This is a genomic window from Sphingomonas sp. AC522, from assembly GCF_979258125.1.
Genome location: NZ_OZ409836.1, coordinates 2872304 through 2898663 on the forward strand (window position 1 = coordinate 2872304; position 26360 = coordinate 2898663).

Genomic DNA, 26360 nt, shown 5'->3' on the forward strand with positions numbered 1-26360 from the left:
GAAGTTACTCCGCCGACTTCTTCTTCGCGGCAGCCTTCTTAGCCGGCTTTGCCTCGGTTTCAGCGGGAGCCGCATCCTCAGCCTTGGCCGCCGGCGCCTTCTTCGTCGCCGCCTTCTTCACCGGCTCAGCCTGGACCAGCTCGTCGCCAGGCGCCGCGGGCTCGATGTCAGCCGCTTCGACCTTTTTCGGCTTCGCAGCCTTCTTGGCAGGCTCGCCGGCACTGGCTTCAGAGGCGGCCGCCTTCTCAGCCTTGGGCTTGGCAGCCTTCTTGGCCTTCGGCTTGTGGTTGTCGTGATCGTGGTGATGCGTGCCGGTGTCGAAGCCATCTTCGCTCTCGATCGCGGCTTCCAGCTCTTCCTTGGTCACTTCGCGGTCGCTGATCTCGGCCTTGTCGAACAGATAGTCGACAACCTTGTCCTCGAACAAAGGCGCGCGGAGCTGGGCTGCGGCCATCGGCTCCTGGCGAACATACTGATAGAAACGCTCGCGGTCGGCCGGGCTGTACTGCTGTGCGGCCTGCGCGATCAGCTGGTTCATTTCGTTCTGGCTGACTTCGACGCCATTGGCGTTGCCGATCTCGGACAGCAGCAGCCCCAAGCGCACGCGGCGCTCGGCGATCGCGAGATATTCGTCGCGCTCGGCATCCAGCTCGGCCTTGGCGGCGTCGACATCGGCCTCATGCTCGGCTTCGTGCTGAAGCTGCGCCCAGATCTGCTGGAACTCGGCATCGACCATCGACGGCGGCACCGGGAAATCATGGCCCGCGGCGAGCTGATCGAGCAACTTGCGCTTCATGTGAGTGCGGGTCAGGCCGTTATTCTGCTGCTCGAGCTGTCCCTTGAGCAAGCCGGTCAGCTGCTCGAGGCTCTGGAGGCCCAGCTGCTTGGCGAAATCGTCGTCGATCTTGGCTTCGCCGGCGGTCTGCACCTTGGTGATCTTGAGATCGAAGGTCGCGGGCTTGCCGGCGAGATCCTTCGAGCCATAATCCGCAGGGAAGGTCACGGAAATCTGCTTCTCGTCGCCGGCCTTCACGCCGACCAGCTGGTCTTCGAAGCCTGGGATCAGGCGGCCCGAGCCGATCTCGACTGCCATGTCAGTGCCGGTGCCGCCCTCGAAGGCGACGCCGTCAGTCGTCTTGCCGACGAAATCCATGGTAACCTGGTCGCCCGTCGCCGCGGCATGATCGTCTGCGGCGTCGGTCCACGACTTCTGCTGGCCGGCAAGCTGCTGGAGCTGCTCGTCCACAGCCGAATCGGCAACCGGCACGGTCAGGCGCTCGAGCTTGAGCCCCTCGATCGAAGGCGTCGGCACGTCCGGGAGCACTTCGAGCTCGACCTTGACCTCGGCGTCGCCGCCGGCTGCATATTCGCCTTCAAGGCTGACCGAAGGCTGCATCGCCGGACGCAGCTTCTGGTCGGCGATCAGCTGCTGCACGCCTTCCTGGATCGAGCTGTTGAGTGCTTCCTGCGCCAGCGCCTCGCCGTGCATCTTGCGGATCAGATTCGCGGGCACCTTGCCGGGGCGGAAGCCGGGCATCTTGATCGTCGGCGCAACGCGCTTCACTTCGGCATCGACCTTCGAATCGATATCCTTGGCGGTGATCTTGAGCGTGAAGGCGCGCTTGAGGCCCTCGTTCAACGTCTCGACAGTCTGCATTTTCTTCAGGCTTCCAAACAAGAATGAGATCACGGCGCCGGAACGCTGATCAAGAGCGGCGGTGCTGGTGCGGGCGAAGGGACTCGAACCCCCACACCTTTCGATACCAGAACCTAAATCTGGCGCGTCTACCAGTTCCGCCACGCCCGCAGGGGCACCGCCGGTCGGGCGGCTCTATAGCAGTCACGCAAGCGGGGGCAAGGGTCGAGGCAACTTGAAAGCCGGCATGGCGTTGAGGGAGGCGAGGAGAGCGCCAATGCCCGTAGAACCACCGATCCAGCCGACCACGCCGCCCGACGAAGCGCCCGCCGCGCCGCAGCCCGGCCAGCCTTCCACGCCCCCCCCCGAATATACGCCCCCCGCGCCCGATATCGACGTGCCCGCACCCAATCCCGGCGGCGATCCGCCCGCGACTCCGATGCAGCCGACAGCCTGAGGAAAGAATCATGACCGACACCGATCGCACAAACTCCCGCTCCGACCTCGAACAAGTGGTCGAATCGCGCGCCGATGCCGCCGAGGCGGCCAATGGCGGCGCCAACACTTCGCCGCTCGACAAGCCCGGCGTGGACGACGGCGTCAGCGGCTCGCGCGGCGAAGTGAAGAACCAGGACGTGACCCAGCAATAGCTGCGAGCATGCCGATGGCGGACCGGCTTGGAACGCTATCGGCATGATTCCCGTTCAGCCATGCAGGGCCGGTCCGCAACCCGCCCGATTCGAGGGAAGCGCATGATCGATCGACAACTGATGAAACTGCGCGCCCGCAACACGATCAGCGAGGCTGAGGAGGCCGCGCTCCGCGACGTCATCTGCGAGACCGAGCGCCTGCCCGCCGATCGCAGCTTCATTCGCCCAGGCCAGGAATTGCACCATTCGACATTGCTGCTCGATGGGCTGATGAGCCGGTACAAGGATCTCAGCAACGGCCAGCGCCAGATCACCGAGATCCACGTCGCCGGCGATTTCGCCGATTTGCACAGCTTCACGCTCAAATATCTCGATCACAGCGTGATGACGCTCACCCCCTGCCTGATCGGCAAGGCCCCCCACGATCGGCTCAAGCGGCTTACCGAGGAGCATCCCCGGCTCACGCGCATCCTGTGGTTCTCCACCAATCTCGACGCATGCATCCACCGCGAATGGGAAGTTTCGCTGGGCAGGCGCACGGCGCTCCAGCGCACTGCGCATCTTTTCTGCGAGCTTCAGGTGCGCCTCGGGATCGTCGGCCTTTCCGACCCGACAGGATACAGCCTGCCGATCACTCAGATCGAGCTCGCCGAGTGCCTGGGCCTCACTTCGGTGCATGTGAACCGGGTGCTGCGGGACCTGCGCGAAGGCGGCATTGTCGAGTTCCGCAACGGTCGCGTGACGATTCGCGACCTGGCCGGGCTCGAGCGCATCGCCGAGTTCGACCCGATGTATCTCTATCTGGAAAAGCGCGAGCGTTAGGGCTTGAGCCGGCGCACTGTCAGGATCCGCACGGGCTTCACTGGCACCTGGCCCTTGAACGTGCCCCCGCGCAGCGTCGCGGTGGGCGAGACCGGCGCATCCATCACCTTCACCACCACATCCATCCCTTCGATCACCCGCGCAAACGCGGCATAACCGAGATTATCCTCCGGGCTACCCGATCCTGCATCGAACGACGCCTGATCGCCCACGCTGATTGTAAACTCCCCCTGCGCACTACCGGGCTTGAGCCGCGGCATCGAAAGCGTCCCGTCGAGATGCTTGATCCCTGTCGCGCTGGTCGGCTCATGCCGGATCGGCGGGAATATCCGCTTGGGATCGTTCTGCAGCCCCATCTGCACAAAGCCGAAACGGTCCTGCACTTTTACGGTGCGGTAAAAAGTGACTCCATCGAGCCGCTTGGCGTCGACATAGCGAAGGAAGTTGGCCGCGGTGACCGGCGCCTTGTCCGCATAGACCTCGACCACGAAGCGGCCGGCCTCGGTTTCGAACGCGACACGGGGATTGGCCGTTGGTACGGCGGTTTGCGCTGCAGCAGGGAGCACGATCAACGACAGCAACGCGACCAAAAACCAGCGCATGTGATTCTCCTCGGACGAGCCTCAGCCCAGCGCCTTTTTCAGCAGTTCATTAACCACTGCCGGGTTCGCCTTGCCCTGCATCGCCTTCATCGTCTGGCCGACGAAGAAGCCGAACAGGGTCTCCTTGCCGCCGCGATACTGCTCCAGCTGCCCCGGGTTCTTCGCCAGCACCTCGGCGATGACCGCTTCGATCGCGCCGGTGTCGCTGGTCTGCTTGAGCCCGCGCTCCTCGACGATCTTCTCCGCCCCGTCGCCGGTCTCGAGCATGATCTCAAACACCTGCTTGGCGAGCGGGCCCGAAATCGTCCCCGCCGCCTGCAGCGCCAGCAATTCGGCGCCCTGCACCGGGCTGACCGGACTCTCGTCCAAGCCCTTGCCGAGCTTGTTGAGCGCGCCGAACAGGTCGGAGATCAGCCAATTGGCGCTCGCCCGGGCGACTTCCTGCTCGCCCTTGCCCTGAATGCGGGCGCCTTCGGCCAGCAATGCTTCGAACCAGCGCGCAGTGTCGGCGTCTGCAGTCAGCACCGCGGCATTATAGGCAGTCAGCCCCAGATCCTGCTCATAGCGGCCGCGCTTGGCGTCGGGCAGTTCAGGCAGGCTCGCCTGGCATTCGTCCAGAAACGCATCGTCGAGCACGAGGGGCAGCAGATCGGGATCGGGGAAATAGCGGTAATCGTGCGCGTCTTCCTTCGAGCGCATCGAGCGCGTCTCGCCGCGGTCGGGATCGAATAGGCGCGTCTCCTGGACGATCCGCCCGCCCGCCTCCAGCACCTCGACCTGGCGCTTGGCCTCGATCTCGACGGTCTGCATCACGAACCGCACCGAATTGACGTTCTTGGTCTCGGTCCGCGTTCCGAGTTCCTCGCCAGGGCGTCGGACGCTGACATTGACGTCGGCGCGCATCGAACCCTGATCCATATTACCGTCGCACGAGCCAACATAGCGCAGGATCGAGCGCAGCTTGGCGAGATAAGCACCCGCTTCCACCGGCGAGCGCATATCGGGCCGCGAGACAATTTCCATCAGCGCGACGCCCGCGCGGTTGAGATCGACGTACGAGCGCGTCGGATGCTGATCGTGCATCAGCTTGCCCGCGTCCTGCTCGATATGGATCCGCTCGATGCCGATGGTCTTGACCACCGCGTTCGGATCTTTCTCGTCGAGGCTCACTTCGATCGCGCCCTCGCCCACGATCGGGTGATAGAGCTGGCTGATCTGATAGCCCTGCGGCAGATCGGCGTAGAAGTAATTCTTCCGGTCGAACCGGGACCATTTGTTGATCACTGCGCCCAGCGCCATCCCGGTGCGCACCGCCTGGCGGACGCATTCGCGGTTCGGCGTCGGCAGCATGCCGGGCATGGCGGCATCGATCAGGCTGACCTGGCTGTTCGGCTCGGCACCGAATTCGGTCGCGGCCCCCGAGAAGAGCTTGGCGTTGGACGTGACCTGGGCGTGGACTTCGAGGCCGATTACGACCTCCCATTCGCCGGTTTCGCCATGGATGCGATAGGTACTCTCGGTCACTTCTTTCGACCTCTACTTCTTTCCCAGGGCCGGCGGTGCTTTTGCGCAAGCGCCACCTTTTTCTTGCCCTTGCCAAACCGACGCTTGGCGGCTTCGACAAAGATATCGCGAACCAGATCTTGAATCAGTTCGCCAAACCAGCTCAATTTACCACCAAGCCTCCGGCCGCGCGACGAACCCGGCGCGTTCCTCGATCGCCAGACCGGCGTTCAGCACGCCTTGCTCATCGAGCGGCTTGCCGATGATCTGCAGCCCGAGCGGCAGACCGCCTGCGTCTACCCCGCCTGGCACGCTCATCGCGGGCAGGCCCGCGAGCGAGGACGGCACCGTGAACACGTCGTTCAAATACATCGCCAGCGGATCGTTCGACTTTTCGCCCAGCGCGAATGCCGCGGAGGGCGCGGTCGGCGTCAGCAGCAAGTCGCAGAACAGCCAGGCGCGCTCGAAATCGCGCGCGATCAGCGTGCGCACCTTCGATGCCTGGGTGAAATAGGCGTCGTAGAAGCCCGCCGAGAGCACATAGGTGCCGATCAGGATGCGGCGCTTCACTTCTTCGCCAAAGCCGGCCGCGCGCGTCGCGGCGTACATGTCCTGCAGGTTCGCGCCCTCGGGCAAGTCGCGCAGGCCGTAGCGGACGCCGTCATAGCGCGCGAGGTTCGACGATGCCTCGGCGGGGGCGATAATGTAATAAGCCGGCAGTGCATATTTGGTGTGTGGCAGCGAGACCTCGACGATCTCGGCCCCCGCATCCTTCACCCACTCGATCCCGGTTTCCCAGAGCTTGACGATCTCCGGCGGGGTGCCATCCATCAGATATTCGGCGGGCACGCCGATCTTCTTGCCGCGAAGATCGCCCGAGAGATTTTCTTCCCACTTCGGCACCGCCAGATCGAGCGAAGTCGAATCGCGAACGTCGAAGCCTGCCATATTCTCGAGCAGGATCGCGCAATCGCGTACGTCGCGCGCCATCGGTCCGGCCTGGTCGAGCGACGATGCGAAGGCGATCGTGCCCCAGCGCGAGCAGCGGCCATAGGTTGGCTTGATGCCCGAAATGCCGGTGAACGCCGCGGGCTGGCGGATCGAGCCACCGGTATCGGTGCCGGTCGCGCCGGGCACGAGCCGCGCAGCAACCGCCGCCGAGCTGCCGCCCGAGGAGCCGCCTGGGGTCAGCGGCGCATTGCCGCCATCCTTGCGCCGCCAGGGCGAAATGACGTTGCCGAACGCGCTGGTCTCGTTGGACGAGCCCATCGCGAACTGGTCCATATTGAGCTTGCCGAGCATGCCCGCGCCGGCATTCCACAGGTTCTGCGAGACGGCCAACTCATAGACCGGCTTGAAGCCCTCCAGGATATGGCTGGCCGCGGTGGTCTGCACATCCTTGGTGCAGAACAGATCCTTCATCCCGATCGGCACGCCCGCAAGCGGCTTGAGCGGCTCGCCGCGCGCCACCGCCTCGTCGGCCGCGCGTGCTGCTGCCAGCGCATGCTCGGGCGTTTCGACGATGAAGGCATTGAGCTCCTTGGCCTTGCTCACCTTGACGATGAACTGGTCGGCCACTTCGCGCGCCGAGAACTGGCTCGTGCGAATGCCGTCGCGTAGCGCCGCTACGCCGAGATCGGTGAGATCGCTCATTATTCGACCACTTTCGGCACGGTGAAGAAGCCATGTTCGCCCTGCGGCGCGTTCGCCAGCACGGCATCGCGCTGGCCGCCCTCGGTCACCACATCCTCGCGCAGGCGGAGCGTGTTGGGGATCACGGCGGTCATCGGCTCGACCGAGGAAGTATCGACTTCGCCCAGCTGCTCGATCCAGCCGAGGATGTTGTTGAGCTCGGGCGCGAGGCGCTCGGCATCACTATCGCTGATTGCGATGCGTGCGAGGCTCGCCACCTTCTTCACGGTTGCAGTATCTACGGACATGCGGCTGCGCCTATCAGAGCGCATTGCCGCAGTGCAACCTATTCGAAGGGTTGGCCGTCCGGCTTGTCCCCGACAAATACCTGTCGCCTGGTGACGTTGCGGATTTCCACCCGCCCGCTTTCGATCGCCGCATACTCCTTAATGATAGAGGCACGTTCCTGTTCTTGCGTCATGACAACCGGCGCCGGGGGTGGCGGGGGGTTCGAAGCTCGCCACTTGTCCCCGTCCAGAACATAAGCCTGCACCCGCGCCTGACACTTGTTCACTGGATCGCTCCGCTGCTGGGGCGGACGCGCTGCGCAGCCATCGCTTATCACTACAGCGCTTTTGCCATCCGGCTGAATGAACACGCGGCACAGATCTTTCTGCTGGCAGCCGCTTTCTGGCCATTCAACAATCTTTAGCTTTAGTGCTTCAGGCAGCGCGGTACCCGCTGGCCTGACATCAAAAGTGCCCACGAACTTCTGATCATTTGGCACATCTAGGTTTTGATGCACCTCCCAACGTGAGCCGGCCTTGGCGACTTCATCTGCCTTGGCTTTCAACGATGCATTAGCGGAGGTTTGCAGCTTCTTGAGCGCGGCCTTGCCCGGCTCACCGAACTCGAACGCCAGCGCCCGCCAGTCGAACTTTTCAGGGCTCAGCTTCCCCGATTCGAGTCGCGCCACCTGGTCCTTGGTCGCGATCGCATTGAAGCTCACCAGCGGCGTCGCCAGAAGCAGCGCCACCGCGCAGGTCCCGAACGCCAAATTGAGGTTCGCCGGCCGCACCTTCGCCGCCCAATCGAGCCACCCGCGCACCAGCGAAACCAGATAGGCCAGCCCGCAGGCGCAGGCGAGCACCACGAAGGTCAGCGCCCACAGCCGCTCGGGCGTGAAGCCATATTGCCCGATGCGCAGCCCGATCGCGACTGCGGCAATGATCCCGAGCGGCAGCATCACCAGTGAGAGGCCCATTGCGCCATATCTAAGAAGCGGGAAATGGCGCTCCTCGTCCGCCGCCCGGCCGATCACCGAATTGGCGAGCACCAGCGATCCGACGACGCAGGCGAGCAGGATGCCCGTCGCGCTCCCTGCCTCCCACAGCGGCGCGAGGCCGGTGAAGGGCAAGGCAAGCAGGAACACTATCAGCCCCGCCGCGAGCACCGGCGCGAGCACACCGAGCACCGTCAGCACGACGCGCTGGAGCAGCCGGACGATCTGGGCCTGCTCGCGCAGGATGCCGAGCACACCGCCGAAAGCGAGCCCCACCAATCCGCGCAGGAACCAGTCCTCGCGCAGCAATTCCTTCAGGAAATCGAGCTTGATGAGGTGGAACAGCTCGGAAAGCAGGAAGGCGAGCGCAAAAGTGATCCCGACGAATACCCAGCACGCGCCCCAGAGCACGATGTTGGTCCAGGCATGATCGTGCACCGAAGCGTAGGGAAACCGCGCTTTCCCCTCGTCGCGTGCCGCCTGGAACAGCGGGGCGGCGATTGCGATGGCGAGCAACAGGCTCACGCCGCGCCAGCCGTCACCCCCACTCCACTGGTCGGGGGCGCCATTCCACCAGACCACGCCCGCGGCGATCGCGCCTGTCGTAAGCCCGAACGCCACCGAAGCGTGCCAGAAGCGCCGCTCGATCGTGAAGCCGATCAGTCCTGCGCTTACGGTGACGAAGGTCAGCGAAGCGAGAAGGCCGGGCGTGAATTTGGAATCGGGCAAGTCGCCGACGAGGAGATGTACAACCAGACCGGTCGCGAGGCCCAGCAATGCCAGAAGCAAGGGCCGCAGCGGCCAGACCGGCGACGGGTCCTCGGCGACTTCGTGCAAATCGGTCATCTGGCTCTCCCCTGACGCCAGCATCCGCCCCCGCGCGCCCTTCCGTCAACTCGCGGTTGCATCCCGCGCACGCATGGCTCAGGGAATCGCGGTTGCCGGACCCCGGCTTATGCTGCATCGCACAACGGAGTGGTCGCTTGGCTCGCAAATTCCTCTATGTGATTGTTTTCTTTATCGTGCTCGCCTTTGCCGCTGCCTTTGCTTACCGATTCTGGGGCGCCCAGCTGATGCGCCAGGCGATGGTGCCGAGCGCCGAGGTCGTCGCGCTCGCACCGCCGGGAAGCTATGCCAATGCGGACATGTGGTTCGCCCGGCCAGACAAGCCCGGCAACCCGGCTGCGTGGGTGCCGGAGGGCTATGCGCCCGCAGCAGACCCCAAGGCCGCGGTCTTCTTCGTCCACCCGACTTCGTTCCTCGATCGCAGCGCGTGGAACGCCCCACTCGACAATCAGGACGCCAATGGTCGCGCCGAACTGTTCCTCCGCGGCCAGGCGAGTGCGTTCAATTCCGTCGGCGCGGTGTGGGCACCGCGCTATCGCCAGGCGACATTCGGCGCATTCCTGACGTCGCAGAAGCAAGCGCAGCAGGCGCTCGATTTCGCCTATCGCGACGTCTCCGCGGCGTTCGATCAGTTCCTCAAGGAAGCCGGTGACCGCCCGATCGTCCTCGCCGGCCACAGCCAAGGCGCGCTCCATCTTTCGCGGCTCCTCGTCGATCGCATCGCCGGCACCCCGCTCGCCAAGCGGATCGTCGCTGCATATATCGTCGGCTGGCCCGTCTCGATCACCGCCGACTTGCCGAAGATGGGCCTCCTCGCCTGCGCCGCCGCGGACCAGACCGGCTGCATCCTCTCCTGGCAGAGCTTCGGCGAACCCGCCGACCCGTCGCTGATCATGGACATTTTCGACGCCAGCAACGGCTTCACCGGCCTCCCCCGCGCCAAGACCCAGATGGTCTGCACCAATCCGATCACCGGCAAGCCCAATGACAATGCCGCCCCCGAAGCCAATCTCGGCGCGCTCATCCAGGACAAGGATTTGCAGAACGCGCATATCGAAAAGGCCCGTGTGGGCGCGCGCTGCGATGGCCGCGGCTTCCTGCTGATCGGCAGCAATCCGCCCGATCTCGGCCCCTATGTGCTGCCCGGCAACAACTACCATGTGTTCGATTACAGCCTGTTCTGGGCCAATGTCCGCGCCGATGCCGAGCGGCGGCTGGCGGCGTTCAAGCCGTGATCACGACGGCCGCCCAAGATTTCCGCGCGGCGCTGCCCGCCGGGCGCTTGCTTGGGCTCGATGTTGGCACCAAGACTATCGGAACGGCGCTTTGTGACGCCGGCTGGAGCTTCGCCTCCCCGGCCCTGCTGGTCCGTCGCTCGAAATTCACCAAGGACAAGGCCGCGCTCGCCGATCTGATCGCGCAACAGCAAGTGAAGGGCCTCGTCATCGGCCTTCCCCTTAACTTGGACGGCACCGATTCGCCGCGCACCCAGAGCACCCGCGCCTTCGCGCGCAATCTCGACGATATGGGCCTGCCAATCCTGCTCTGGGATGAGCGCTGGTCGACGGTGGCGGTGGAGCGAACGATGATCGAGCAGGATCTGAGCCGCGCCAAGCGTGCCGAGCGGATCGACAACATGGCCGCGGCGCATATCCTCCAGGCTGCGATCGATGCATTGGTCAATCAGTGACCATCGAAACGTGCAAGACGCGAATATAGCGCGCTTTATCAACATATTGACCGCTATTGAAACGAACCCGAAACAAACTTGTACTTCGCTTCCCCCGCTATATGCTGGCCCCTCCAATCAGGGGGAATATGATGAACACTCGTTTTCTGGCCGGCGCCATGCTGGTCTCGGCTTTCGCGCTCACCGCTTGCGGCAAGCCCGAAACCACCAACACCACGACGACCACCACCACCAACACCACTGTTCCCGCGCCCGCCGCGAACACGACTGCGGACAACGCGGCCGGAACGACCGCCGCTGGTCAGCAGGACTTCACGATCATCAACAAGACCGGCCACACGGTCGTGAATTTCAACGTCTCGCCCACCAACGAGAATGAATGGGGTCCCGACATCCTCGGCCAGGACGTGCTCAACAATGGCGAAAGCGCCAAGATCACCTTTGAGCGCGAAGCAACCGAATGCCTCTGGGATCTGAAGGCGACCTATGACGACGAGGACACGACCGAGATGAAGAAGGTCAACCTCTGCGAGATCGCCGAAGTCACGCTCAACCCATAAGCTACCCAATCGCGCTCCCGCGATAATGGACCCCCGCGTCGCAAGGCGCGGGGGTCTTGCTTTGTGTGCCTTGCGCACCCGCTCCTCCCCCTCTAACCCACCCCTTTAATGCAAGCATCCGATCATCGCCCCGCTGCCCAGCTCCCGGGCAGCGCCGCCTTCCCGCACCGGCACCTGACCGGCATTGCGGGGCTCCAGCCGCACGAGATCATGTTCCTTCTCGACGAGGCCGAGCAATGGGTCGAGGCAAACCGCAGCCGCGCCAAGAACGATCACCGGCTCGACGGCATTACCCAGATCAACGCATTTTTCGAGAACAGCACCCGCACTTTGCTCTCCTTCGAGATCGCCGGCAAAAGGCTCGGCGCCGACGTGGTCAACATGCATGTCGGCCAGAGCTCGGTGAAGAAAGGCGAAACGCTGATCGATACCGCGGTGACGCTCAACGCGATGCGCGCCGATGTCATCGTCATCCGCCATGGCAGCTCGGGCGCGGTCCAGCTCATCGCCGACAAGGTCGATTGCCCGGTGCTCAATGCCGGCGACGGCTGGCACGAGCACCCCACCCAGGCGCTGCTCGACGCACTCACCATCCGCCGCCGCCGCGGCTCGGTCGCGGGCCAGCGCGTGGTGATCTGCGGCGACATCCTCCACAGCCGCGTCGCGCGATCGAACATGCTGGCGCTGACTGCATTGGCCGCCGAAGTCCGCGTCGTCGCCCCCTCGACGCTGATGCCCGCCGGGATCGAGCGGATGTACGTCACGCCCTTCAGCGATTTCGATGCCGCGCTCGAGGGCGCCGATGTCGTAATGATGCTCCGCGTCCAGAACGAGCGGATGAGCGGTGGCTTCATCCCCTCCACTCGCGAATTCCACATGCGCTACGGTCTTACCCCCGAGCGCCTGGCCCTCGCCCGCCCCGACGCGCTAGTGATGCACCCAGGCCCGATGAATCGCGGCGTCGAGATCGACAGCTCGGTCGCCGACGATCCGATACGCAGCGCGATCACCGAGCAAGTGGAAATGGGCGTCGCAGTGCGCATGGCCTGCCTCGACGTGCTCACGCGCAGAGCACGCGGCGTGGAGGGTTGGGCGTGACCCTCGCCTTCACCAACACGACGCTCGTCTGCCCCATCGGCGGCGTCAGCAAGGGCGCGCTGCTCGTCGAAAACGGCGCGATCGCCGCAGTCGGCGACATCTCCATCCCCGCCGACACGCAGACGATCGACCTCGCCGGCAAGACCCTCGCCCCTGCCCTGATCGATCTCGGCGTATTCGCAGTCGATCGCGCCGCGTGCCGCTTCGGCGGGATCGCCCGCGTCGGACTGATGCCCGATCAGTCGCCCGTGCTCGACGATCCCGGCATCGTCCGCCGCGCCGCCACATCGGGCAAGCCTGACCTCTGGGTCCACCCCATCGCCGCCGCCACACGCGGGCTGGCGGGCGAGGACCTCGGCGAAATGGCGATCAACGCCTCGGCGGGCGCCCGCGCCGCCGCCACCGGCCGCAGCTGGATCGCGAGCGCCGGGACGATGCGCCGGGTGCTGGCCTATGCCAAGGGTTGCGGCCTTGCCGTGATCGCGCACGCCGAGGATGCCGGCCTGACCGCCGCCGCCGCCGCTACCGAAGGCGAAACCGCGACGCGGCTCGGCCTCCCCGCCGCCCCCGCCATTGCCGAGGCACTCGCCATCGCCCGCGACTTGATGCTGGCCGAGGAAGCCCAGGCCCGCATCCACTTCCGCCAGGTAACCACTGCCGCCGGCTTCGACCTGATCCGCGCCGCCAAGCGCCGCGGTGTAGCGGTCACTTGCGGCATCACCCCCGCGCATCTGCTGCTGTCGGACATCGCGATGAGCGACTTCCGCACCTTCGCGCACCTCTCGCCGCCCCTGCGTGGCGAAAGCGACCGCCAGGCCGCGCTCGCCGCGATCAAGGACGGCACGATCGACGTCATCGCCTCGGGCCACGATCCGCGCGGCCCCGAAGCCAAGCGGCTGCCCTTTGCCGATTCCGAGCCCGGAATGTCGGGCGCGGAGACCTTACTGGCGCTGTCGCTCGGGCTGGTGCGCGATGGCCTCCTGCCGATCGAGCGCCTGTTCGCGCTGCTCGCCGCCAATCCCGCTTCCATCCTTGGCATCCACGCCGGCACCCTCGCCCCCGGCATGCCCGCCGATCTGATCGTGCTCGATCCCGAGACGCCCTGGATCATCGACGCCGATCGCATGGCCGCTCGCGCCGGCAACACCCCGTTCGACAAGCTTCCCGTCCAGGGCAAGGCGCTGCGCCTGTTCAAGGGCGGAAACGAGGTTGGAGCGCAATGATCGTCCGCCGCGTCGCCAATGCCCTGCGCACCCAGAACTGGGTGGCGATCGCCATCGAATTGGTCATCGTGATCGTCGGTGTCTTTATCGGTACGCAGGTCTCGAACTGGAACCAGCAGCGGATCGAGAAGCATCAAGCGCAAGTCTTGCTCGCCGAACTGAAGCCCGAGTTGCGAGGCCTGATTGCCTTTTTCGAGAGCGCCAAGGTCTATTACCGAACCACGCGGGGCTATGCGGACACCGCATTTGCGGGCTGGGCACGCAATCCCAAGGTTTCAGACAAGCAGTTCGTGATCGCGGCGTATCAAGCCAGCCAGATCTACGGCATCGGCACCAACAGCCAGAACTGGACGCTGATCTTCGGCGGCGAGCAGATGCGCAACATCGAGGATCCGCAAATCAGGAGAGAGCTGTCCTCCGTCATGACCGCCAATTTCCAATCGGTGGACACTGGCGCGGTGGCGACGCCGTACCGGCGGAACGTGCGCAGCATCCTTCCCACCGAGATTCAGGAAGCCATTCGATCGGAATGCGGCGATAAAACCCGCACGGAGTTGCCGATCACCGTCGCCCTGCCGCCAAGCTGCGATCCTGCGCTTCCCGATAAAAGCTTCAAGGCCGCCGCCGCGATACTCCGCGCGGCTCCGAAGCTGCCCGATGAGCTTCGTTGGCATCAGGCCGAGGTCGCGAGTTTTCTTTCGGTCGCGGATTCTCTCGAATATCAGATGCGCGCACTGTTGAAACGGATCGAAGCGCAACGCTGAACCGCCGCTAGGCAAAAAGGCCGGACTTTCGCCCGGCCTTTTTTTATCGATCTAGGTAGCTCTCAGCGCGATGCCATCTGTGCGCTGCGGGGCTTTGCCCAGCTCGCCAGCGCGTCGCCCGCCTGGACCCGCACGAAGCAGGTCCCGCCGGTCGCGCGGACCTGCCCGCACAAGGCATCGGCATCGGTGCGCGCGAACCCGCCTACCGACAGGCGATAGAAATTGCCCGCCCGCGTCGAAACCTTGGCGCCCTGCGGCGCGCGCGAGGCAAGCCCCGGCACACGGCGCATATGCTTGTTCCACGCATCCCGCGCGACCCCGGCATTGGTATAGGCGCCGAGCTGGACGAAATATTTGCCGCTGCGTGCTGCCGAAGGGACCGGCTCCGGTGCCGAAGCCTGCGCCACGCGCACCTGCGCCGCTGCCGGCTGTGCCTCGCGCTGAAGGGCGGGAAGCGCCTGCACGATCTCTTCGCGCGGGCCGAACACCACTGTCGCGCCGGTCCCTGCGATCTGCTGCACTTCGGGAAGCGTATCGGCAGCCGCGACCAGGACATCGCTCTCCAGCGGCGCCGCGGCCGAAGCCGCAGGCATATATTGATCGATCGGGTCGGCCGCAGGCGCTGCCGCGACCATCACGTTCGGCTGCTGGACCAGCGCCAGGCGCACCGGCTGGCCGGCGTCCTGGACTGCGTTGACGCCGAGCAGGGATGCCACCTGGTCATAGGCATTGGTGGGGCGCGAGAACTTCGCCCATTCCATGATTCGCGCGTCGAGCTGATCGGGCGCGACGTCGATCGCGGCGATTTGACGCGCTTCGGACCAGCGCCCGGCCAGCGCGAGGCTGAGCGCAAGGTTCTGGCGAGTCTTGGCGGTCGCATCCGCAGCGCGAGCCGCAGGCGTCAGTAGATCGACGGCAGTCACCGGATCGCCGGCAAGTGCCAGCGCGAGCCCGCGATCGCTAGTCGGAATATGATCGGCATGCGTCTCGAGCGTCGATCGCGCACCGGCCCAGTCGCCGCCTGCGATCTTGGCGAGCGCGAGGTTGAGCGCGACGCGCCCGTCCTCGGGATTGAGCGTCAATGCGTCGTTCAGCGCCTGCGCCGCCGAAGTGAAACGGCCCGAGAGCATATAGGCCTGGCCCAGCAGCGCGCGATATTCGGCATTCTGCGGATCGTTCGCCACCGCCATCTCGGCATGCGCGACGGCCTTGGCGGCCTTGCGCTTGGCGATCGCCTTGCGCGCTTGGGCTGCTTCGGAGGCCGCCTTCTTGGCGTTGGGCGCTTCGGTGGCGAAGGCCGAGAGCGCAAAGCCCTGGGGCAGCGCGCCGCCCGCCAGCGTCCCGCCAAGTGCGAGTGCCGAAAGGCCGAACAGGAGCTTGCGATTATTCATGGTCTTGATCCCTCACCCATGATCCTTGGCCGGGCCGATCTGGCGCGCGAGCGCCTCGACCTCGGGTTGCGAATCCAGAAAGGCGTCGAGCGCCTCGGTAACCAGTTGTTGCGCCGAACGCCGGGTCACCGCCGATGCGAGGCGCAGCCGCAAATGACGGTCGGTATTGAGCCGCAGCGTGAACGCGGCCTTGTTGGTCTTGGCGATGGCAACGCGCGCGGTGCGAACCGCTGCGGCAGGCGCAGCCGGCTTGGGAGCCGGTGCGGCCTTGGGAGCAGGCGCAGGCTCGGGCTTGGGCGCCGGGGCCTGGGCAATCTGCTCTTCGATCGCTTCGATCTGGCGCAGCACCATCGGCTTGGGGGCCGGCTGGGGCTGCGGCTGCGGCTCGTAATGCTGCTGGGCGACAGGCTCTTCGCCCATGTCGTTCCAGCCAAGATCGTCCTGCGTCGTGCCGTGCGACATGCCGACGAACCCTTGCGGGCGCATCGCCGGCTTGGCCTGGCCCTTGCGCGCGAGCAGGCTCGACGAAAGCGAAGCCATCGGCTTGGAGCTGCCGATCATCAGCTCACCACCCGGCGGCCGAAGCCGCCTGCCGGGCGCGCCGCGCCGAAGTGATGGACCGCGGCGGGCGCGGCAAACACGGTGCGGCGGAAATTCTTCTCGAGCCGGTCGGAAATGTACGACCACAAGGCGATCACTTCGCCGGCCGAGCGGCTGTTCTGGTCGATCTCCATCACCGTGCGCCCGTCGATCATCGACGATGCGAAATCGGTGCGATGGTGGATGGTGACCGGCGCGACCGTGCCATGCTGCGAGAGCGCGACCGCGGCCTCTGATGTGATCCGCGCCTTAGGGGTCGCGGCATTGACCACGAAGATCAGCGGCTTGCCAGCGCGGTCGCACAGATCGACCGTGGCGCCCACGGCGCGCAGGTCATGCGGGCTCGGGCGGGTCGGGATGACGATCAGTTCGGCGACCTGGATGACGCTCTGGATCGCCATGGTGATGGCGGGCGGCGTATCGATCACGGCGAGCTTGAAGCCCTGCTGGCGTAGCACCTCGAGATCGGCGGCAAGCCGCGCCACCGTGGTCTGCGCAAAGGCCGGAAACTCGGTCTCGCGCTCGTTCCACCAGTCGGAGAGTGAGCCCTGCGGATCGATATCGATCAGCACGACCGGGCCGCAGCCCGCGCGCTCCGCCTGCACGGCAAGATGCCCGGACAAGGTCGTCTTGCCGGACCCACCTTTCTGCGATGCCATCGCCAGAACGCGCATATACCCCCTCGAATTCACTCGAAACCGGTGCCGGGGATGCCACGCTCTCTCTCAAGAAGAAGTTAACGCGTGCCGCGGCGGGACGCAGGGTGCGTGCGCCGGAAGTAAGGATTTCTTTCCCTATCGATGGTTAACTGGCACTTAGCGTTGTTTGAAACACGGCCCGGGGGCGGGAGTTTGAAGCGAATGAAATCCCTTTGGATGGCCGCGGCGGCCGGTGCCGCCCTGCTCGTGGCGCCCGCATGCGCGCAGGACAACAGCGTCAAGGCAGGCGTCGATGCTTGGGACCGGGGCGACTTCAAGACCGCCGTCGATCTCTGGCGCGCCCAGGCCAACCGCGGCAATGCCGACGCGCAATTCAATCTCGGCCAGGCCTATAAGCTGGGCCGCGGCGTCCCCGCCGATCTCAAACAGGCCGAGACCTGGTACGGCAAGGCCGCATGGCAGGGCCATGAGCAAGCCGAGGCAAGCTATGGCCTCGCGCTTTTTGCCAACGGAAAGCGCAGCGAAGCCCTCACCTGGCTCCAGCGCGCTGTCCAGCGCGCTGATCCGCGCGCGCAATACGTCCTCGGCACGATGTACTTCAACGGCGATGTCGTCGCCAAGGATTGGGTCCGCGCCTATGCGCTGGTCACGCGCTCGTCGCAGACCGGCCTCAACGAAGCCTCGACTGCCCTCGCGCAGATGGACAAATACATGTCCGTCGCCGAGCGCCAGCAGGGCCTGACCCTCGCGCGGCGCTACGAGGAAGAATTCAACCGCGCCCCCAATGTCGACTTGCCCCCGCCCGGCCGAGTGGCGGCCAACCAGCCGGCAACACAGCCCCCGACAACACGCCCCACGCCGCGCCCGACTCCCGTCGTAGTCGCCCGCCCCCCGGCCGCCCCACCTGCGGCAGCGCCGGTGCGCGACGGCGGCTGGCGCCTCCAGCTTGGCGCGTTCGGCGATCCGGGCAATGCCCGCAAGCTGTGGAGCCAGGTCGGCAGCCGCTTCCCCGGCCGCCAGGTCAGCTATGTTAAGAGCGGCAACCTCACCAAGGTGCTGGTCGGTCCCTATGCCAGCCGCGGTGAGGCAGCCGGTGCGTGCGGCGGCATCAGCCCCTGCGTGCCGACCCGATAGAGCGATACGGGCTCGCAACGAATGCAGCGCGTCTTCGTTAGGCAGGCGATGATCAAACCAGCTCTGTCCGCCGCACTGGCCAGCTTCCTGCTCGCCGGCCCCGCTTTCGCCCAGTCGGACGCTCCCGAGCCGCGCAAGGAGCCACTGCGCGTCCGCGTCGGCCTCGGCGCGCAGATCGTCCCGCGCTTTCCCGGCTCGGACGAGACCAGCGTCAAGCCGTTCTGGGATTTCGCCGTCACCCGCGGCGCTAAGCCGTTCGACTTCGAAGCCCCGGACGAAAGCTTCGGCTTCCCGCTGCTGCGCACTTCGGGCTTCGAGTTCGGCCCGGCACTGGGCGTCGAAAGCAGCCGCCGCCGCAAGCATGTCGCCGCACCGATCGACGAAGTCGGCACCACCTTCGAGGTCGGCGGCTTCGTTCAATATTGGCTCGGAAAATCCTTCCGCATCCGCACCGAGGCCCGCCAGGGGATTGGCGGACACCGCGGCCTTGTTGGCTCGGTGAGCGCCGATGTCGTGATCCGCGATGGCGACAAATATGTCATCTCGGTCGGCCCGCGCCTCTCGGTTTCGGACCGCGACTATCAGAACGCATATTTCGGCGTGAACCCCGCCGCCGCCGCGCGCACCGGCCTGCCCGTCTATCGCCCCGGCAAGGGCGTCCACGCCATCGGCCTGGCCAGCGGCGCGAGCTATGCGTTGAACGAGCGCTGGGGCCTGATCGGCTATGTCAAATATGATCGCCTCGTCGGCGATGCCGGTCGCTCGCCGCTGATCCGTGCCTATGGCAAGCGCGATCAGCTCGCCGGCGGGCTCGGGCTGACTTACACGTTCGGCCGTCAGCCCTGAGCCTCTAGCCGCATCAATCGGGCAGGCGCTGATGCCCGACAAAGCCCAGCTTGGTGATGCCGGCCCGCTTGACCACGGTCAGCACGGTGCTGAACCGCGCATATTGCAAATCGGGATCGGTTTGCATCTGCAGCACCGCCCCCGGCCGGTCGCGGATCACGGCCAGCGTCGCCGGCAAGGCCGCGTCCGAAATCGCCCGCCCGTCGAGATAGAGCGCGCCACCCTTGTCGATCGACAACCGGTGCGGCTCTTCGGGTCCGGCCTTGGGCATGCCGTTAGGCAAGTCGATCGGCACCTTATGATTCGCCAGCGGCAGGCTGAGGATGATCACCACCAGCAGCACCAGCATCACGTCGATGAACGGCGTCACGTTGATCGCGTTGAAATAAGAGGGCTCGGAAACGCGGGCAGTTGCCATGACATCTCTCCTCTAGTGATGATGCAACATATCATGACACCGCCGAGGTGCAATAGCGGAAGATACCCAGCCCCGCCGGAAGGACATGGGGTCGCCCGGCTCGATCATAAGCCGCCCGAACCGGGCGCGTTCAGCGCTTAAGCTCGGGCGATCTTTTCCACCCAGTCCGAAAGGATCGACTGGGTCATGTCGGTCGTGTTGAATATCACGATGGTCTCGCTTCGGCTCAGCCGATGCGCGATGTGCGTGCGGTAGCCGCCGACCTTTCCGGTCTCCCACGCCCAGCGCTCGCCGTCGATCGCGTGGACGCGGCCGCCCAGGGCATATTCCTCTGCCGGCCACCGGATTGTCGCCAGCTCCGTGCGCGAGGCGGGGTGGAGCAATGCGCCGTGGAAGATGCCATGGGCAGCACGGATCGCATCCTGCACTGTGCCGGCGACATTTCCGCTCGCGGCGACGAAAGGCGGGATCGGCGACATGTTGCGCTCCGGTGGAGCCACGCTGCGATAGGCGGCGGCGAGCCCCGGCATCGCCGGCTGCCTGGCCTGCGCGAACCCCGCCCCCGTCATCCGCAGCGAGCGCAGCACCAGCCGACCGACCAAGTCGGCGAACGGCTCCCCCGTCACCCGCTCCAGCAAGGCTGCGACAATCACCCAGTTGAGCGCGGCATAGTCCCAACCCTGTCCAGGCGCGAACGCGAGGTCACCGTTGGCAAATCGCGCGGCGATCGCGCCCGCGGTAGCTGTGGAGGTACGGAGCTCAGGCTCCACGCCGAGCTGGCGGCTGAGCAAATCGGGAATCCCGCTGGTATTCGACAGCAGATGCCGCAGCACAACACGCTCCCCGGTGTCGCGGCGAAAATCGGGCAGATAGGTCGCGATCGGCGCATCGAGGTCGAGCCGCTTTTGCTCGACCAGACGAAGCACTGCCACGCTGGCCAGCCATTTCGATGCCGAGCCCCATTTGAACTGCGTCGCCCTGGTCACGGGACTCGCCGCTTCGATATCGGCAAAGCCAACGCAGCGCAGATGCTCGATCCGCCCTCCCCGGCCATAAGCAAGCAACCCATTAAAACCCGCCGGCAACTCGACTGCGTCGATCGCACGCGACTTCGCGCTCGCCCGCGGCATCGCCCCGGCCGCACTCGCCGTCCCGAGCGCGATGCCCCCGGCTAGCAAAGAGCGTCTGTCCAGCATCGATATCTTCCCCTTATCAGGGGGATGCGCCTATTCTTTCAGAGCGGTGGGAGCAAGGTGCCGCCGAGCCGGCTGCGCTCAGCTCCGCAGGATTTTCGCCATTGCCTTGCCCTTGGCGAGCTCATCGATCAATTTGTCGAGGTAGCGGATCTCGCGCATCAGCGGCTCTTCGATCGCTTCCACACGAATGCCGCATATCGTGCCGGTGATCAGCGTGCGCGAGGGATTCATCCCCGGGGCCTGGTCAAAGAAATCCTCGAAGCTGGTCTTCGCCACTAGCTGCGCTTCCAGTGCGTCCTGGCTGTAGCCGGTCAGCCAGCGGATGATCTCGTCCACCTCGGCCTGGGTGCGGCCCTTTTTCTCGGCCTTGGCGACATAATGCGGGTAAACGCTGGCGACGCTCACCGAATAGATGCGATGCCCGGTCACGCGGTCACCCACTCGCCCCGCTTTATCCCCTGCGCGTAAAGCAACGTGGTCAGGTCGGTATGATCCACCCGCGCCCCCGCGGCCGCGGCGACGATCGGCTTGGCGCGGTATGCCACCCCCAGCCCCGCTTGGCGGATCATCGCCAGATCGTTGGCGCCGTCGCCCACCGCCAGCGTCTCAGCCGGCGAGAGCCCCAGCTCCTCACGGCACGCCAGCAGGGTCGTCTCCTTGGTCGCGCTGTCGACGATCGGCTTGGTCACCGCGCCTGTCAGCTTGCCCGCGCCGATCTCCAGCACATTGGCGATCACTCGCTGGAAGCCCAGCCGCCTTCCCACCGGCTCGGCGAACCGAGTAAAGCCGCCGGAAACAAGAACGGTCATCGCTCCGCGCGCAGCCATGGTCTTCACTAGAATCTCGGCGCCCACCGAATCGCGCACCCGTTCGGCAAGGCAAAGGTCGATCGCCGCCTCCTCCAGGTCCTTGAGCAGAGCCACGCGTGCATCCAGCGCCGCTCCAAAGTCCAGTTCGCCCCGCATCGCGCGCTCGGTCACCTCGGCGATCTGCGCCTTGATCCCCGCATAGTCGGCAAGCTCGTCGATGCATTCGACGGTTATCATCGTCGAATCCATGTCGGCGACGAGCAGCTTCTTCTCGCGGCCCGCCAACGGCTGGACGATCACGTCGGTCGCCGGGAAAGCCCCCTCCAGCGCGCCGCGCGCCAGATCGACATGCATGGTGAACTCCAGGTCCGCCGCCCGCCCGTCTTCGAGCCAGCGCCACGCCCCCGGCGTGCAGCCCGCTGCCGCCAGCCGGTCGCCGGCTTCGGAAAGCTGCCCGGCGCCCAAACCGTCTGCTACAAGCGTCGCGATGAACATGGCTTCCCCTAGTCTCCCGAAGGTCGGGCTCATCGCAGGGCCGACCGCGAGCGGCAAGTCCGCGCTCGCGCTGGCGCTCGCCGAAAAGCACAATGGCACGGTCATCAATGCCGATTCGATGCAGGTCTACGCCGATCTGCGCGTCCTTACCGCCCGACCCTCCTCCGAGGAGGAAGCCCGCGCGCCGCATCGCCTGTTCGGCCATATAGACGGCGCCGATGCCTATTCGGCTGCGCGCTGGGCAGCCGAGGCGCGCGCGGCGATCCACGAAGCGCATGACGACGACCGCCTGCCGATCCTGGTCGGCGGCACCGGCCTCTATATGCGCACCTTGCTCGACGGTATCGCGCCTGTCCCCGAAATCCACTCACAGATCCGCGCGCAGGTCCGCGCCACTCCCGTGGCTGACGCGCACGCCAAGCTCGCCCAACTCGACCCGCAGGGGGCGGCCAGGCTCAACGCCACCGACACCGTTCGCGTATCACGAGCCCTCGAAGTCGTCCTCTCAACCGGTCGAGCGCTGCACCAATGGCAGGCCCAGCGCCTCGGCGGCATGGGCGGCGAGATCGACCTGGCGGCGCTCATCCTCCTTCCTGATCGCAACTGGCTCGGCGAGCGGATCGACCGCCGCTTCGCGATGATGGCCGAAGTCGCGCGTGGCGAAGTGGCGGCGTTGCTCGGCCGCACCGATGTCCCCGTCGACGCCCCGATCCTCCGCGCGATCGGCGTGACCGAACTCGGCCAGGTCCTGCGCGGCGAGACCGACCCCGAACAGGCCGCGGCCGCGGGGGCACTCGCCACGCGGCAATATGCCAAGCGCCAATTCACTTGGTTTCGGCGCCAGCCGCCACCCGAATGGCACCGCAGTCATGAGACAGAAACGAACGTTTTACTTGATTATTTTGAAACTAAATGTCGCATATAGGCCTTGACGCGTAGTTTTCGTGCCTCTAGCAGCAGCTTTCCGCAACGCAGCATCGTGTGCGGCACCAAGGAGCAAGAGCGTGACCGAGAAGAGCGGAGCGGACATTCTGATCGAGGCGTTGACCGACCTCGGTGTGGAGGTCGTGTTCGGCTATCCCGGCGGCGCCGTCCTCCCGATCTACGATGCTATCTTCAAGCAGGACCGCATCAAGCACATTCTCGTCCGCCACGAGCAGGCAGCGACACATGCCGCCGAGGGCTATGCCCGCTCGACCGGCAAGCCAGGCGTCGTGCTCGTCACCTCCGGCCCCGGCGCGACCAATGCCGTCACCGGCATCACCGATGCGCTGATGGATTCGATCCCGATGGTCGTGATCACCGGCCAGGTTCCCACTGCGCTGATCGGCACCGATGCCTTCCAAGAGGCCGACACCGTCGGCATCACCCGGCACTGCACCAAGCATAATTATCTGGTGAAGGACCCTGCGAGCCTCGGCGGCGTGATCCACGAAGCATTCCACATCGCCACATCCGGCCGTCCGGGTCCGGTCGTCGTCGATATCCCCAAGGACGTCCAGGTCGCCACGGCGGCCTATTCGGCGCCGGGGGAGATCGCGCACAAGACCTACCGCCCACAGACCGAGCCAGATATGGCGCTGATCGAGCGCGCGGTCGATATGCTCGCCGCGGCCGAACGGCCGATCTTCTACACTGGCGGCGGGATCATCAATTCCGGCCCCGAAGCCTCGCGCCTGCTGCGCGAGCTGGCCGAGATCACCGGTGCGCCGGTCACTTCGACGCTGATGGGCCTCGGCGCCTTCCCTGCCTCGTCGGACCAGTGGCTCGGGATGCTCGGCATGCACGGCACCTATGAGGCCAATTGGGCGATGAACCAGGCCGATCTGATCGTCTGCCTCGGCGCGCGCTTCGACGATCGCGTCACCGGCCGGCTCGACGCCTTCGCGCCCAACAGCGCCAAGATCCATATCGATATCGACCGTTCCTCTGTGAACAAGAATGTCCGCGTCGATCTCCCCATCATTGCGGATGTCGGTTGCGCCCTGCGCGCGATGATCGACACATGGCACGCGCGGCAACATCCGCGTCCGGATGTTGCCGAGTGGTTTTCCCGCATCCGCGGTTGGCGCCAGGTTGGCTGCCTCGAATTCGACGACAAACCCGACGTCATCATGCCCCAGCAGGCGATCCGCTCGCTCTATGAGGCAACCAAGGATCGTGCGCCGATCATTACCACCGAAGTCGGCCAGCATCAGATGTGGGCCGCGCAGCATTTCCATTTCGAAGCGCCGAACAAGTGGCTAACTTCGGGCGGTCTCGGCACGATGGGCTACGGCTTGCCGGCGGCGATCGGCGCGCAGCTCGGCAACCCCGATGCCCTGGTCATCGACATTGCCGGCGAGGCCAGCATCCAGATGAACATCCAGGAGCTGGCAACGGCGACGCAATACCGCCTGCCGGTTAAGATCTTCATCCTCAACAACGAATATATGGGCATGGTCCGCCAGTGGCAGGAGCTGACCTATCAGAGCCGCTATTCAGAGAGTTACAGCGATGCGCTGCCAGACTTCGTGAAGCTGGGCGAAGCCTATGGCTGGAAGGGCATCCGCATCGACAAGCGCGGCGATCTTGAGGACGGCATCCAGGCGATGCTCGATCATGACGGCCCGGTGATCGTCGATTGCCGCGTGGCCAAGCTCGCCAATTGCCTGCCGATGATCCCGTCGGGCGCCGCCCACACCGAAATGCTCCTCCAGGCCGCCGAAGTCTCCGGCGAAATGGACGACGAAGCCAAGGCGCTGGTCTGAGCCATGCACATCAAGGAAGAAGCCGCCGCGCGGCATACGCTGGCGGTGATCGTTGACAACGAACCCGGCATCCTCGCGCGGATCGCCGGCCTGTTCACCGCGCGCGGCTATAATATCGAGAGCCTGACGGTGAGCGAGATCACCGAGGACAAATCGGTCAGCCGGATCACGATTGTGACCTCGGCCTCGGATCATGTGATGGAGCAGATCCACTCGCAGCTCGAGCGGCTGGTGCCCGTCCACAAGGTCACCGATCTCACTGTGCTCGGCCCGCACGTCGAGCGCGAGCTGGCGCTGGTCAAGGTCGCGGGCACCGGGGATCACCGCATCGAGGCGCTGCGGCTCGCCGAAGTCTACCGCGCCCGCGTCGTCGATGCGACGATCTCCAGCTTCGTGTTCGAAGTCACCGGTGGATCGGACAAGATCGACAAGTTCGTCGAATTGATGCGCGAAGTCGGCCTGGTCGAAGTGGCCCGCACCGGCATCGTCGCGATTTCGCGAGGGGCCGAGGCGGCCTGAAGGTTCACCGTCACCCCGGCGGAAGCGGGGGCCTAGGGTCACAAGCGGCACGCTGCTTGGCTCTGGGTCTCGGCTTTCGCCGGGATGACGAAAAGGAAAAGGGAAGAAACATGCGTGTCTATTACGATCGCGACGCCGAACTGAACCTGATCACCGGCAAGAAGATCGCCATCCTCGGCTATGGCTCTCAGGGCCACGCCCATGCGCAGAACCTCCGTGATTCGGGCGTTAAGGAAGTCGCGATCGCACTGCGCGAGGGCTCGGCCACTGCGCAAAAGGCCGAGGGTGCCGGCTTCAAGGTGCTGTCGAACCAGGAGGCGGCCGAATGGGCGGATATCCTGATGATCCTCGCCCCTGACGAGCATCAGGCAGCGATCTACGCCGATGATCTTCACGCCAATCTCAAGCCCGGCGCGACCATTGCCTTCGCCCATGGCCTCAACGTGCATTTCGGCCTGATCGAGCCGCGCAGCGACGTTGACGTAATCATGATCGCCCCCAAGGGCCCCGGCCACACCGTGCGCTCGGAATACACCAAGGGCGGCGGCGTCCCCTGCCTCGTCGCGATCCATCAGGACGTGTCGGGCAACGCGCATGATATCGCCCTTGCTTATGCCAGCGGCGTCGGCGGCGGCCGCTCGGGCATCATCGAGACCAATTTCCGCGAGGAATGCGAAACCGATCTGTTCGGCGAGCAGGCCGTGCTCTGCGGCGGCATCACCCACCTGATCCAGGCGGGTTTCGAAACCCTGGTCGAGGCCGGCTATGCCCCCGAAATGGCCTATTTCGAATGCCTCCACGAGACCAAGCTGATCGTCGATCTGCTCTATGAGGGCGGCATCGCCAATATGCGCTACTCGATCTCGAACACTGCCGAATATGGCGACATCAAAACCGGCCCACGGATCATCACCGATGAGACCAAGAAGGAAATGAAGCGCGTTCTGGCCGACATCCAGTCGGGCCGTTTCGTCAAGGATTTCGTCCTCGACAACCGCGCCGGCCAGCCCGAGCTCAAAGCCAGCCGCAAGGCCGCCGCCGCGCACCCGATCGAACAGGTCGGCACTGAGCTGCGCGCGATGATGCCCTGGATCGGCGCCAACAAGCTTGTCGACAAGGCGAAGAACTAGAACGTCCCTGCTCTGGGGCTTCTGGGCCGCGGGCGCATGCGCTCGCGGCCCTTTTTGATTTCCGTGAAACCAAGCGTTTCCAACCTGCTGCTCGACGGCGCGGGC

At 65.3% G+C, this 26360-nt stretch carries 29 protein-coding genes and 1 tRNA gene; 15 read left to right on the forward strand and 15 right to left on the reverse strand.

Annotation, left to right across the window (positions count from 1 at the left end; translation table 11 throughout):
• Positions 1-4 precede the first annotated feature (4 nt).
• Together tig and ACZZZM_RS14500 are read right to left on the reverse strand one after the other, a co-directional pair.
• The gene (gene tig, locus ACZZZM_RS14495) at positions 5-1657 is read right to left on the reverse strand and encodes a trigger factor (RefSeq protein WP_463595786.1); all 1653 of its coding nucleotides are present in this window, start codon (positions 1655-1657) and stop codon (positions 5-7) included.
• 65 nt (positions 1658-1722) lie between these two features.
• Positions 1723-1807: transfer RNA gene (locus ACZZZM_RS14500), tRNA-Leu, on the reverse strand.
• Positions 1808-1913: 106 nt separating this feature from the next.
• On the opposite strand from ACZZZM_RS14500, the gene ACZZZM_RS14505 reads away from it, so the two are divergent.
• The 3 genes from ACZZZM_RS14505 (at position 1914) to ACZZZM_RS14515 (ending at position 3108) form a co-directional block, all read left to right on the forward strand.
• Positions 1914-2093: a hypothetical protein gene (locus ACZZZM_RS14505; RefSeq protein ID WP_463595787.1), complete on the forward strand. Its 180-nt coding sequence runs from the start codon at positions 1914-1916 to the stop codon at positions 2091-2093.
• 10 nt (positions 2094-2103) lie between these two features.
• A complete protein-coding gene (locus ACZZZM_RS14510) occupies positions 2104-2286 on the forward strand; it encodes a hypothetical protein (protein ID WP_463595788.1) in 183 nt (60 codons plus the stop codon).
• Between the two features lie 102 nt (positions 2287-2388).
• The gene (locus ACZZZM_RS14515; protein WP_463595789.1) at positions 2389-3108 is read left to right on the forward strand and encodes a Crp/Fnr family transcriptional regulator; all 720 of its coding nucleotides are present in this window, start codon (positions 2389-2391) and stop codon (positions 3106-3108) included.
• Here ACZZZM_RS14515 and ACZZZM_RS14520 read toward each other — a convergent pair.
• From ACZZZM_RS14520 to ACZZZM_RS14545, 6 genes are read right to left on the reverse strand one after another with little or no spacing between them, the layout of a single operon-like run.
• Entirely contained in the window at positions 3105-3710 is a 606-nt protein-coding gene (locus ACZZZM_RS14520) for a peptidylprolyl isomerase (RefSeq protein ID WP_463595790.1), read from the reverse strand. The genes ACZZZM_RS14515 and ACZZZM_RS14520 overlap by 4 nt on opposite strands.
• Positions 3711-3731: 21 nt before the next feature.
• The gene (gatB, locus tag ACZZZM_RS14525) at positions 3732-5234 is read right to left on the reverse strand and encodes an Asp-tRNA(Asn)/Glu-tRNA(Gln) amidotransferase subunit GatB (RefSeq protein WP_463595791.1); all 1503 of its coding nucleotides are present in this window, start codon (positions 5232-5234) and stop codon (positions 3732-3734) included.
• Positions 5231-5380: a hypothetical protein gene (locus ACZZZM_RS14530; protein WP_463595792.1), complete on the reverse strand. Its 150-nt coding sequence runs from the start codon at positions 5378-5380 to the stop codon at positions 5231-5233. Before ACZZZM_RS14530 ends, gatB begins: the two co-directional genes overlap by 4 nt.
• A gap of 1 nt (position 5381) precedes the next feature.
• Entirely contained in the window at positions 5382-6866 is a 1485-nt protein-coding gene (gene gatA / locus ACZZZM_RS14535) for an Asp-tRNA(Asn)/Glu-tRNA(Gln) amidotransferase subunit GatA (RefSeq protein ID WP_463595793.1), read from the reverse strand.
• A complete protein-coding gene (gene gatC / locus ACZZZM_RS14540; RefSeq protein ID WP_463595794.1) occupies positions 6866-7153 on the reverse strand; it encodes an Asp-tRNA(Asn)/Glu-tRNA(Gln) amidotransferase subunit GatC in 288 nt (95 codons plus the stop codon). The genes gatA and gatC overlap by 1 nt, the downstream gene beginning before the upstream one ends.
• 38 nt (positions 7154-7191) lie before the next feature.
• Positions 7192-8973 (reverse strand): DUF4153 domain-containing protein, encoded by a 1782-nt coding sequence (locus ACZZZM_RS14545; protein WP_463595795.1) that lies wholly within the window; start codon positions 8971-8973, stop codon positions 7192-7194.
• 137 nt (positions 8974-9110) lie between these two features.
• Here ACZZZM_RS14545 and ACZZZM_RS14550 point away from each other — a divergent pair, with 137 nt between their 5' ends.
• From ACZZZM_RS14550 to ACZZZM_RS14575, 6 genes are all read left to right on the forward strand, one after another.
• A complete protein-coding gene (locus ACZZZM_RS14550; RefSeq protein ID WP_463595796.1) occupies positions 9111-10208 on the forward strand; it encodes a DUF3089 domain-containing protein in 1098 nt (365 codons plus the stop codon).
• Complete coding sequence (gene ruvX / locus ACZZZM_RS14555) at positions 10205-10663, forward strand: Holliday junction resolvase RuvX (protein ID WP_463595797.1); 459 nt, start codon at positions 10205-10207, stop codon at positions 10661-10663. Before ACZZZM_RS14550 ends, ruvX begins: the two co-directional genes overlap by 4 nt.
• A gap of 131 nt (positions 10664-10794) precedes the next feature.
• On the forward strand, positions 10795-11223 hold the full coding sequence (locus tag ACZZZM_RS14560) for a hypothetical protein (RefSeq protein WP_463595798.1): 429 nt from the start codon (positions 10795-10797) through the stop codon (positions 11221-11223).
• Positions 11224-11331: 108 nt separating this feature from the next.
• Positions 11332-12321 (forward strand): aspartate carbamoyltransferase catalytic subunit, encoded by a 990-nt coding sequence (locus ACZZZM_RS14565; RefSeq protein ID WP_463595799.1) that lies wholly within the window; start codon positions 11332-11334, stop codon positions 12319-12321.
• Positions 12312-13544, forward strand: coding sequence for a dihydroorotase (locus tag ACZZZM_RS14570; RefSeq protein ID WP_463595800.1), 1233 nt, complete (start codon positions 12312-12314; stop codon positions 13542-13544). Before ACZZZM_RS14565 ends, ACZZZM_RS14570 begins: the two co-directional genes overlap by 10 nt.
• Positions 13541-14308, forward strand: a complete 768-nt coding sequence (locus ACZZZM_RS14575; protein WP_463595801.1) for a hypothetical protein — start codon at positions 13541-13543, stop codon at positions 14306-14308. The genes ACZZZM_RS14570 and ACZZZM_RS14575 overlap by 4 nt, the downstream gene beginning before the upstream one ends.
• Positions 14309-14370: 62 nt before the next feature.
• Here the strand turns inward: ACZZZM_RS14575 and ACZZZM_RS14580 are convergent, their stop codons facing one another.
• Genes ACZZZM_RS14580 through ACZZZM_RS14590 form a run of 3 tightly spaced genes read right to left on the reverse strand, consistent with a single transcriptional unit; the run spans position 14371 to position 16973 of the window.
• Positions 14371-15699, reverse strand: coding sequence for an SPOR domain-containing protein (locus tag ACZZZM_RS14580; RefSeq protein ID WP_463595802.1), 1329 nt, complete (start codon positions 15697-15699; stop codon positions 14371-14373).
• 12 nt (positions 15700-15711) lie between these two features.
• A complete protein-coding gene (locus ACZZZM_RS14585) occupies positions 15712-16257 on the reverse strand; it encodes a hypothetical protein (RefSeq protein WP_463596455.1) in 546 nt (181 codons plus the stop codon).
• 2 nt (positions 16258-16259) lie between these two features.
• On the reverse strand, positions 16260-16973 hold the full coding sequence (locus tag ACZZZM_RS14590; protein ID WP_463595803.1) for an AAA family ATPase: 714 nt from the start codon (positions 16971-16973) through the stop codon (positions 16260-16262).
• Positions 16974-17159: 186 nt separating this feature from the next.
• Between ACZZZM_RS14590 and ACZZZM_RS14595 the strand changes: the two genes are divergently transcribed.
• Entirely contained in the window at positions 17160-18092 is a 933-nt protein-coding gene (locus ACZZZM_RS14595; protein ID WP_463595804.1) for an SPOR domain-containing protein, read from the forward strand.
• Positions 18093-18140: 48 nt separating this feature from the next.
• Positions 18141-18938: a MipA/OmpV family protein gene (locus ACZZZM_RS14600; RefSeq protein WP_463595805.1), complete on the forward strand. Its 798-nt coding sequence runs from the start codon at positions 18141-18143 to the stop codon at positions 18936-18938.
• Positions 18939-18951: 13 nt separating this feature from the next.
• Here the strand turns inward: ACZZZM_RS14600 and ACZZZM_RS14605 are convergent, their stop codons facing one another.
• The 4 genes from ACZZZM_RS14605 to serB form a co-directional block, all read right to left on the reverse strand.
• Positions 18952-19356, reverse strand: a complete 405-nt coding sequence (locus tag ACZZZM_RS14605; RefSeq protein ID WP_463595806.1) for an ExbD/TolR family protein — start codon at positions 19354-19356, stop codon at positions 18952-18954.
• 137 nt (positions 19357-19493) lie between these two features.
• Complete coding sequence (locus tag ACZZZM_RS14610; RefSeq protein WP_463595807.1) at positions 19494-20552, reverse strand: serine hydrolase domain-containing protein; 1059 nt, start codon at positions 20550-20552, stop codon at positions 19494-19496.
• Between the two features lie 78 nt (positions 20553-20630).
• Entirely contained in the window at positions 20631-20993 is a 363-nt protein-coding gene (locus ACZZZM_RS14615) for a DUF2200 domain-containing protein (protein WP_463595808.1), read from the reverse strand.
• Positions 20978-21856 carry a phosphoserine phosphatase SerB gene (serB, locus tag ACZZZM_RS14620; protein WP_463595809.1) on the reverse strand — a complete coding sequence of 293 codons (879 nt, stop codon included), beginning with the start codon at positions 21854-21856 and terminating at the stop codon, positions 20978-20980. The genes ACZZZM_RS14615 and serB overlap by 16 nt, the downstream gene beginning before the upstream one ends.
• Between serB and miaA the strand changes: the two genes are divergently transcribed.
• The 4 genes from miaA (at position 21849) to ilvC (ending at position 26255) form a co-directional block, all read left to right on the forward strand.
• Positions 21849-22781, forward strand: coding sequence for a tRNA (adenosine(37)-N6)-dimethylallyltransferase MiaA (gene miaA / locus ACZZZM_RS14625; protein WP_463595810.1), 933 nt, complete (start codon positions 21849-21851; stop codon positions 22779-22781). The two genes, serB and miaA, sit on opposite strands and share 8 nt — an antisense overlap.
• Positions 22782-22860: 79 nt before the next feature.
• The gene (locus ACZZZM_RS14630; RefSeq protein ID WP_463595811.1) at positions 22861-24606 is read left to right on the forward strand and encodes an acetolactate synthase 3 large subunit; all 1746 of its coding nucleotides are present in this window, start codon (positions 22861-22863) and stop codon (positions 24604-24606) included.
• Between the two features lie 3 nt (positions 24607-24609).
• Positions 24610-25125: an acetolactate synthase small subunit gene (gene ilvN / locus ACZZZM_RS14635; RefSeq protein WP_463595812.1), complete on the forward strand. Its 516-nt coding sequence runs from the start codon at positions 24610-24612 to the stop codon at positions 25123-25125.
• A gap of 110 nt (positions 25126-25235) precedes the next feature.
• Entirely contained in the window at positions 25236-26255 is a 1020-nt protein-coding gene (gene ilvC, locus ACZZZM_RS14640; RefSeq protein WP_463595813.1) for a ketol-acid reductoisomerase, read from the forward strand.
• The last annotated feature ends 105 nt before the right edge of the window (positions 26256-26360 follow it).

Coding starts and splice junctions, on each gene's coding strand:
- tig (WP_463595786.1), bottom strand. CDS start 1,657: ATGCAGACTGTCGAGACGTTGAACGAGGGCCTCAAGCGCGCCTTCACG.
- ACZZZM_RS14505 (WP_463595787.1), top strand. CDS start 1,914: ATGCCCGTAGAACCACCGATCCAGCCGACCACGCCGCCCGACGAAGCG.
- ACZZZM_RS14510 (WP_463595788.1), top strand. CDS start 2,104: ATGACCGACACCGATCGCACAAACTCCCGCTCCGACCTCGAACAAGTG.
- ACZZZM_RS14515 (WP_463595789.1), top strand. CDS start 2,389: ATGATCGATCGACAACTGATGAAACTGCGCGCCCGCAACACGATCAGC.
- ACZZZM_RS14520 (WP_463595790.1), bottom strand. CDS start 3,710: ATGCGCTGGTTTTTGGTCGCGTTGCTGTCGTTGATCGTGCTCCCTGCT.
- gatA (WP_463595793.1), bottom strand. CDS start 6,866: ATGAGCGATCTCACCGATCTCGGCGTAGCGGCGCTACGCGACGGCATT.
- gatC (WP_463595794.1), bottom strand. CDS start 7,153: ATGTCCGTAGATACTGCAACCGTGAAGAAGGTGGCGAGCCTCGCACGC.
- ACZZZM_RS14545 (WP_463595795.1), bottom strand. CDS start 8,973: ATGACCGATTTGCACGAAGTCGCCGAGGACCCGTCGCCGGTCTGGCCG.
- ACZZZM_RS14560 (WP_463595798.1), top strand. CDS start 10,795: ATGAACACTCGTTTTCTGGCCGGCGCCATGCTGGTCTCGGCTTTCGCG.
- ACZZZM_RS14565 (WP_463595799.1), top strand. CDS start 11,332: ATGCAAGCATCCGATCATCGCCCCGCTGCCCAGCTCCCGGGCAGCGCC.
- ACZZZM_RS14575 (WP_463595801.1), top strand. CDS start 13,541: ATGATCGTCCGCCGCGTCGCCAATGCCCTGCGCACCCAGAACTGGGTG.
- ACZZZM_RS14580 (WP_463595802.1), bottom strand. CDS start 15,699: ATGAATAATCGCAAGCTCCTGTTCGGCCTTTCGGCACTCGCACTTGGC.
- ACZZZM_RS14590 (WP_463595803.1), bottom strand. CDS start 16,973: ATGCGCGTTCTGGCGATGGCATCGCAGAAAGGTGGGTCCGGCAAGACG.
- ACZZZM_RS14595 (WP_463595804.1), top strand. CDS start 17,160: ATGAAATCCCTTTGGATGGCCGCGGCGGCCGGTGCCGCCCTGCTCGTG.
- ACZZZM_RS14600 (WP_463595805.1), top strand. CDS start 18,141: ATGATCAAACCAGCTCTGTCCGCCGCACTGGCCAGCTTCCTGCTCGCC.
- ACZZZM_RS14605 (WP_463595806.1), bottom strand. CDS start 19,356: ATGGCAACTGCCCGCGTTTCCGAGCCCTCTTATTTCAACGCGATCAAC.
- ACZZZM_RS14610 (WP_463595807.1), bottom strand. CDS start 20,552: ATGCTGGACAGACGCTCTTTGCTAGCCGGGGGCATCGCGCTCGGGACG.
- miaA (WP_463595810.1), top strand. CDS start 21,849: ATGAACATGGCTTCCCCTAGTCTCCCGAAGGTCGGGCTCATCGCAGGG.
- serB (WP_463595809.1), bottom strand. CDS start 21,856: ATGTTCATCGCGACGCTTGTAGCAGACGGTTTGGGCGCCGGGCAGCTT.
- ilvN (WP_463595812.1), top strand. CDS start 24,610: ATGCACATCAAGGAAGAAGCCGCCGCGCGGCATACGCTGGCGGTGATC.
- ilvC (WP_463595813.1), top strand. CDS start 25,236: ATGCGTGTCTATTACGATCGCGACGCCGAACTGAACCTGATCACCGGC.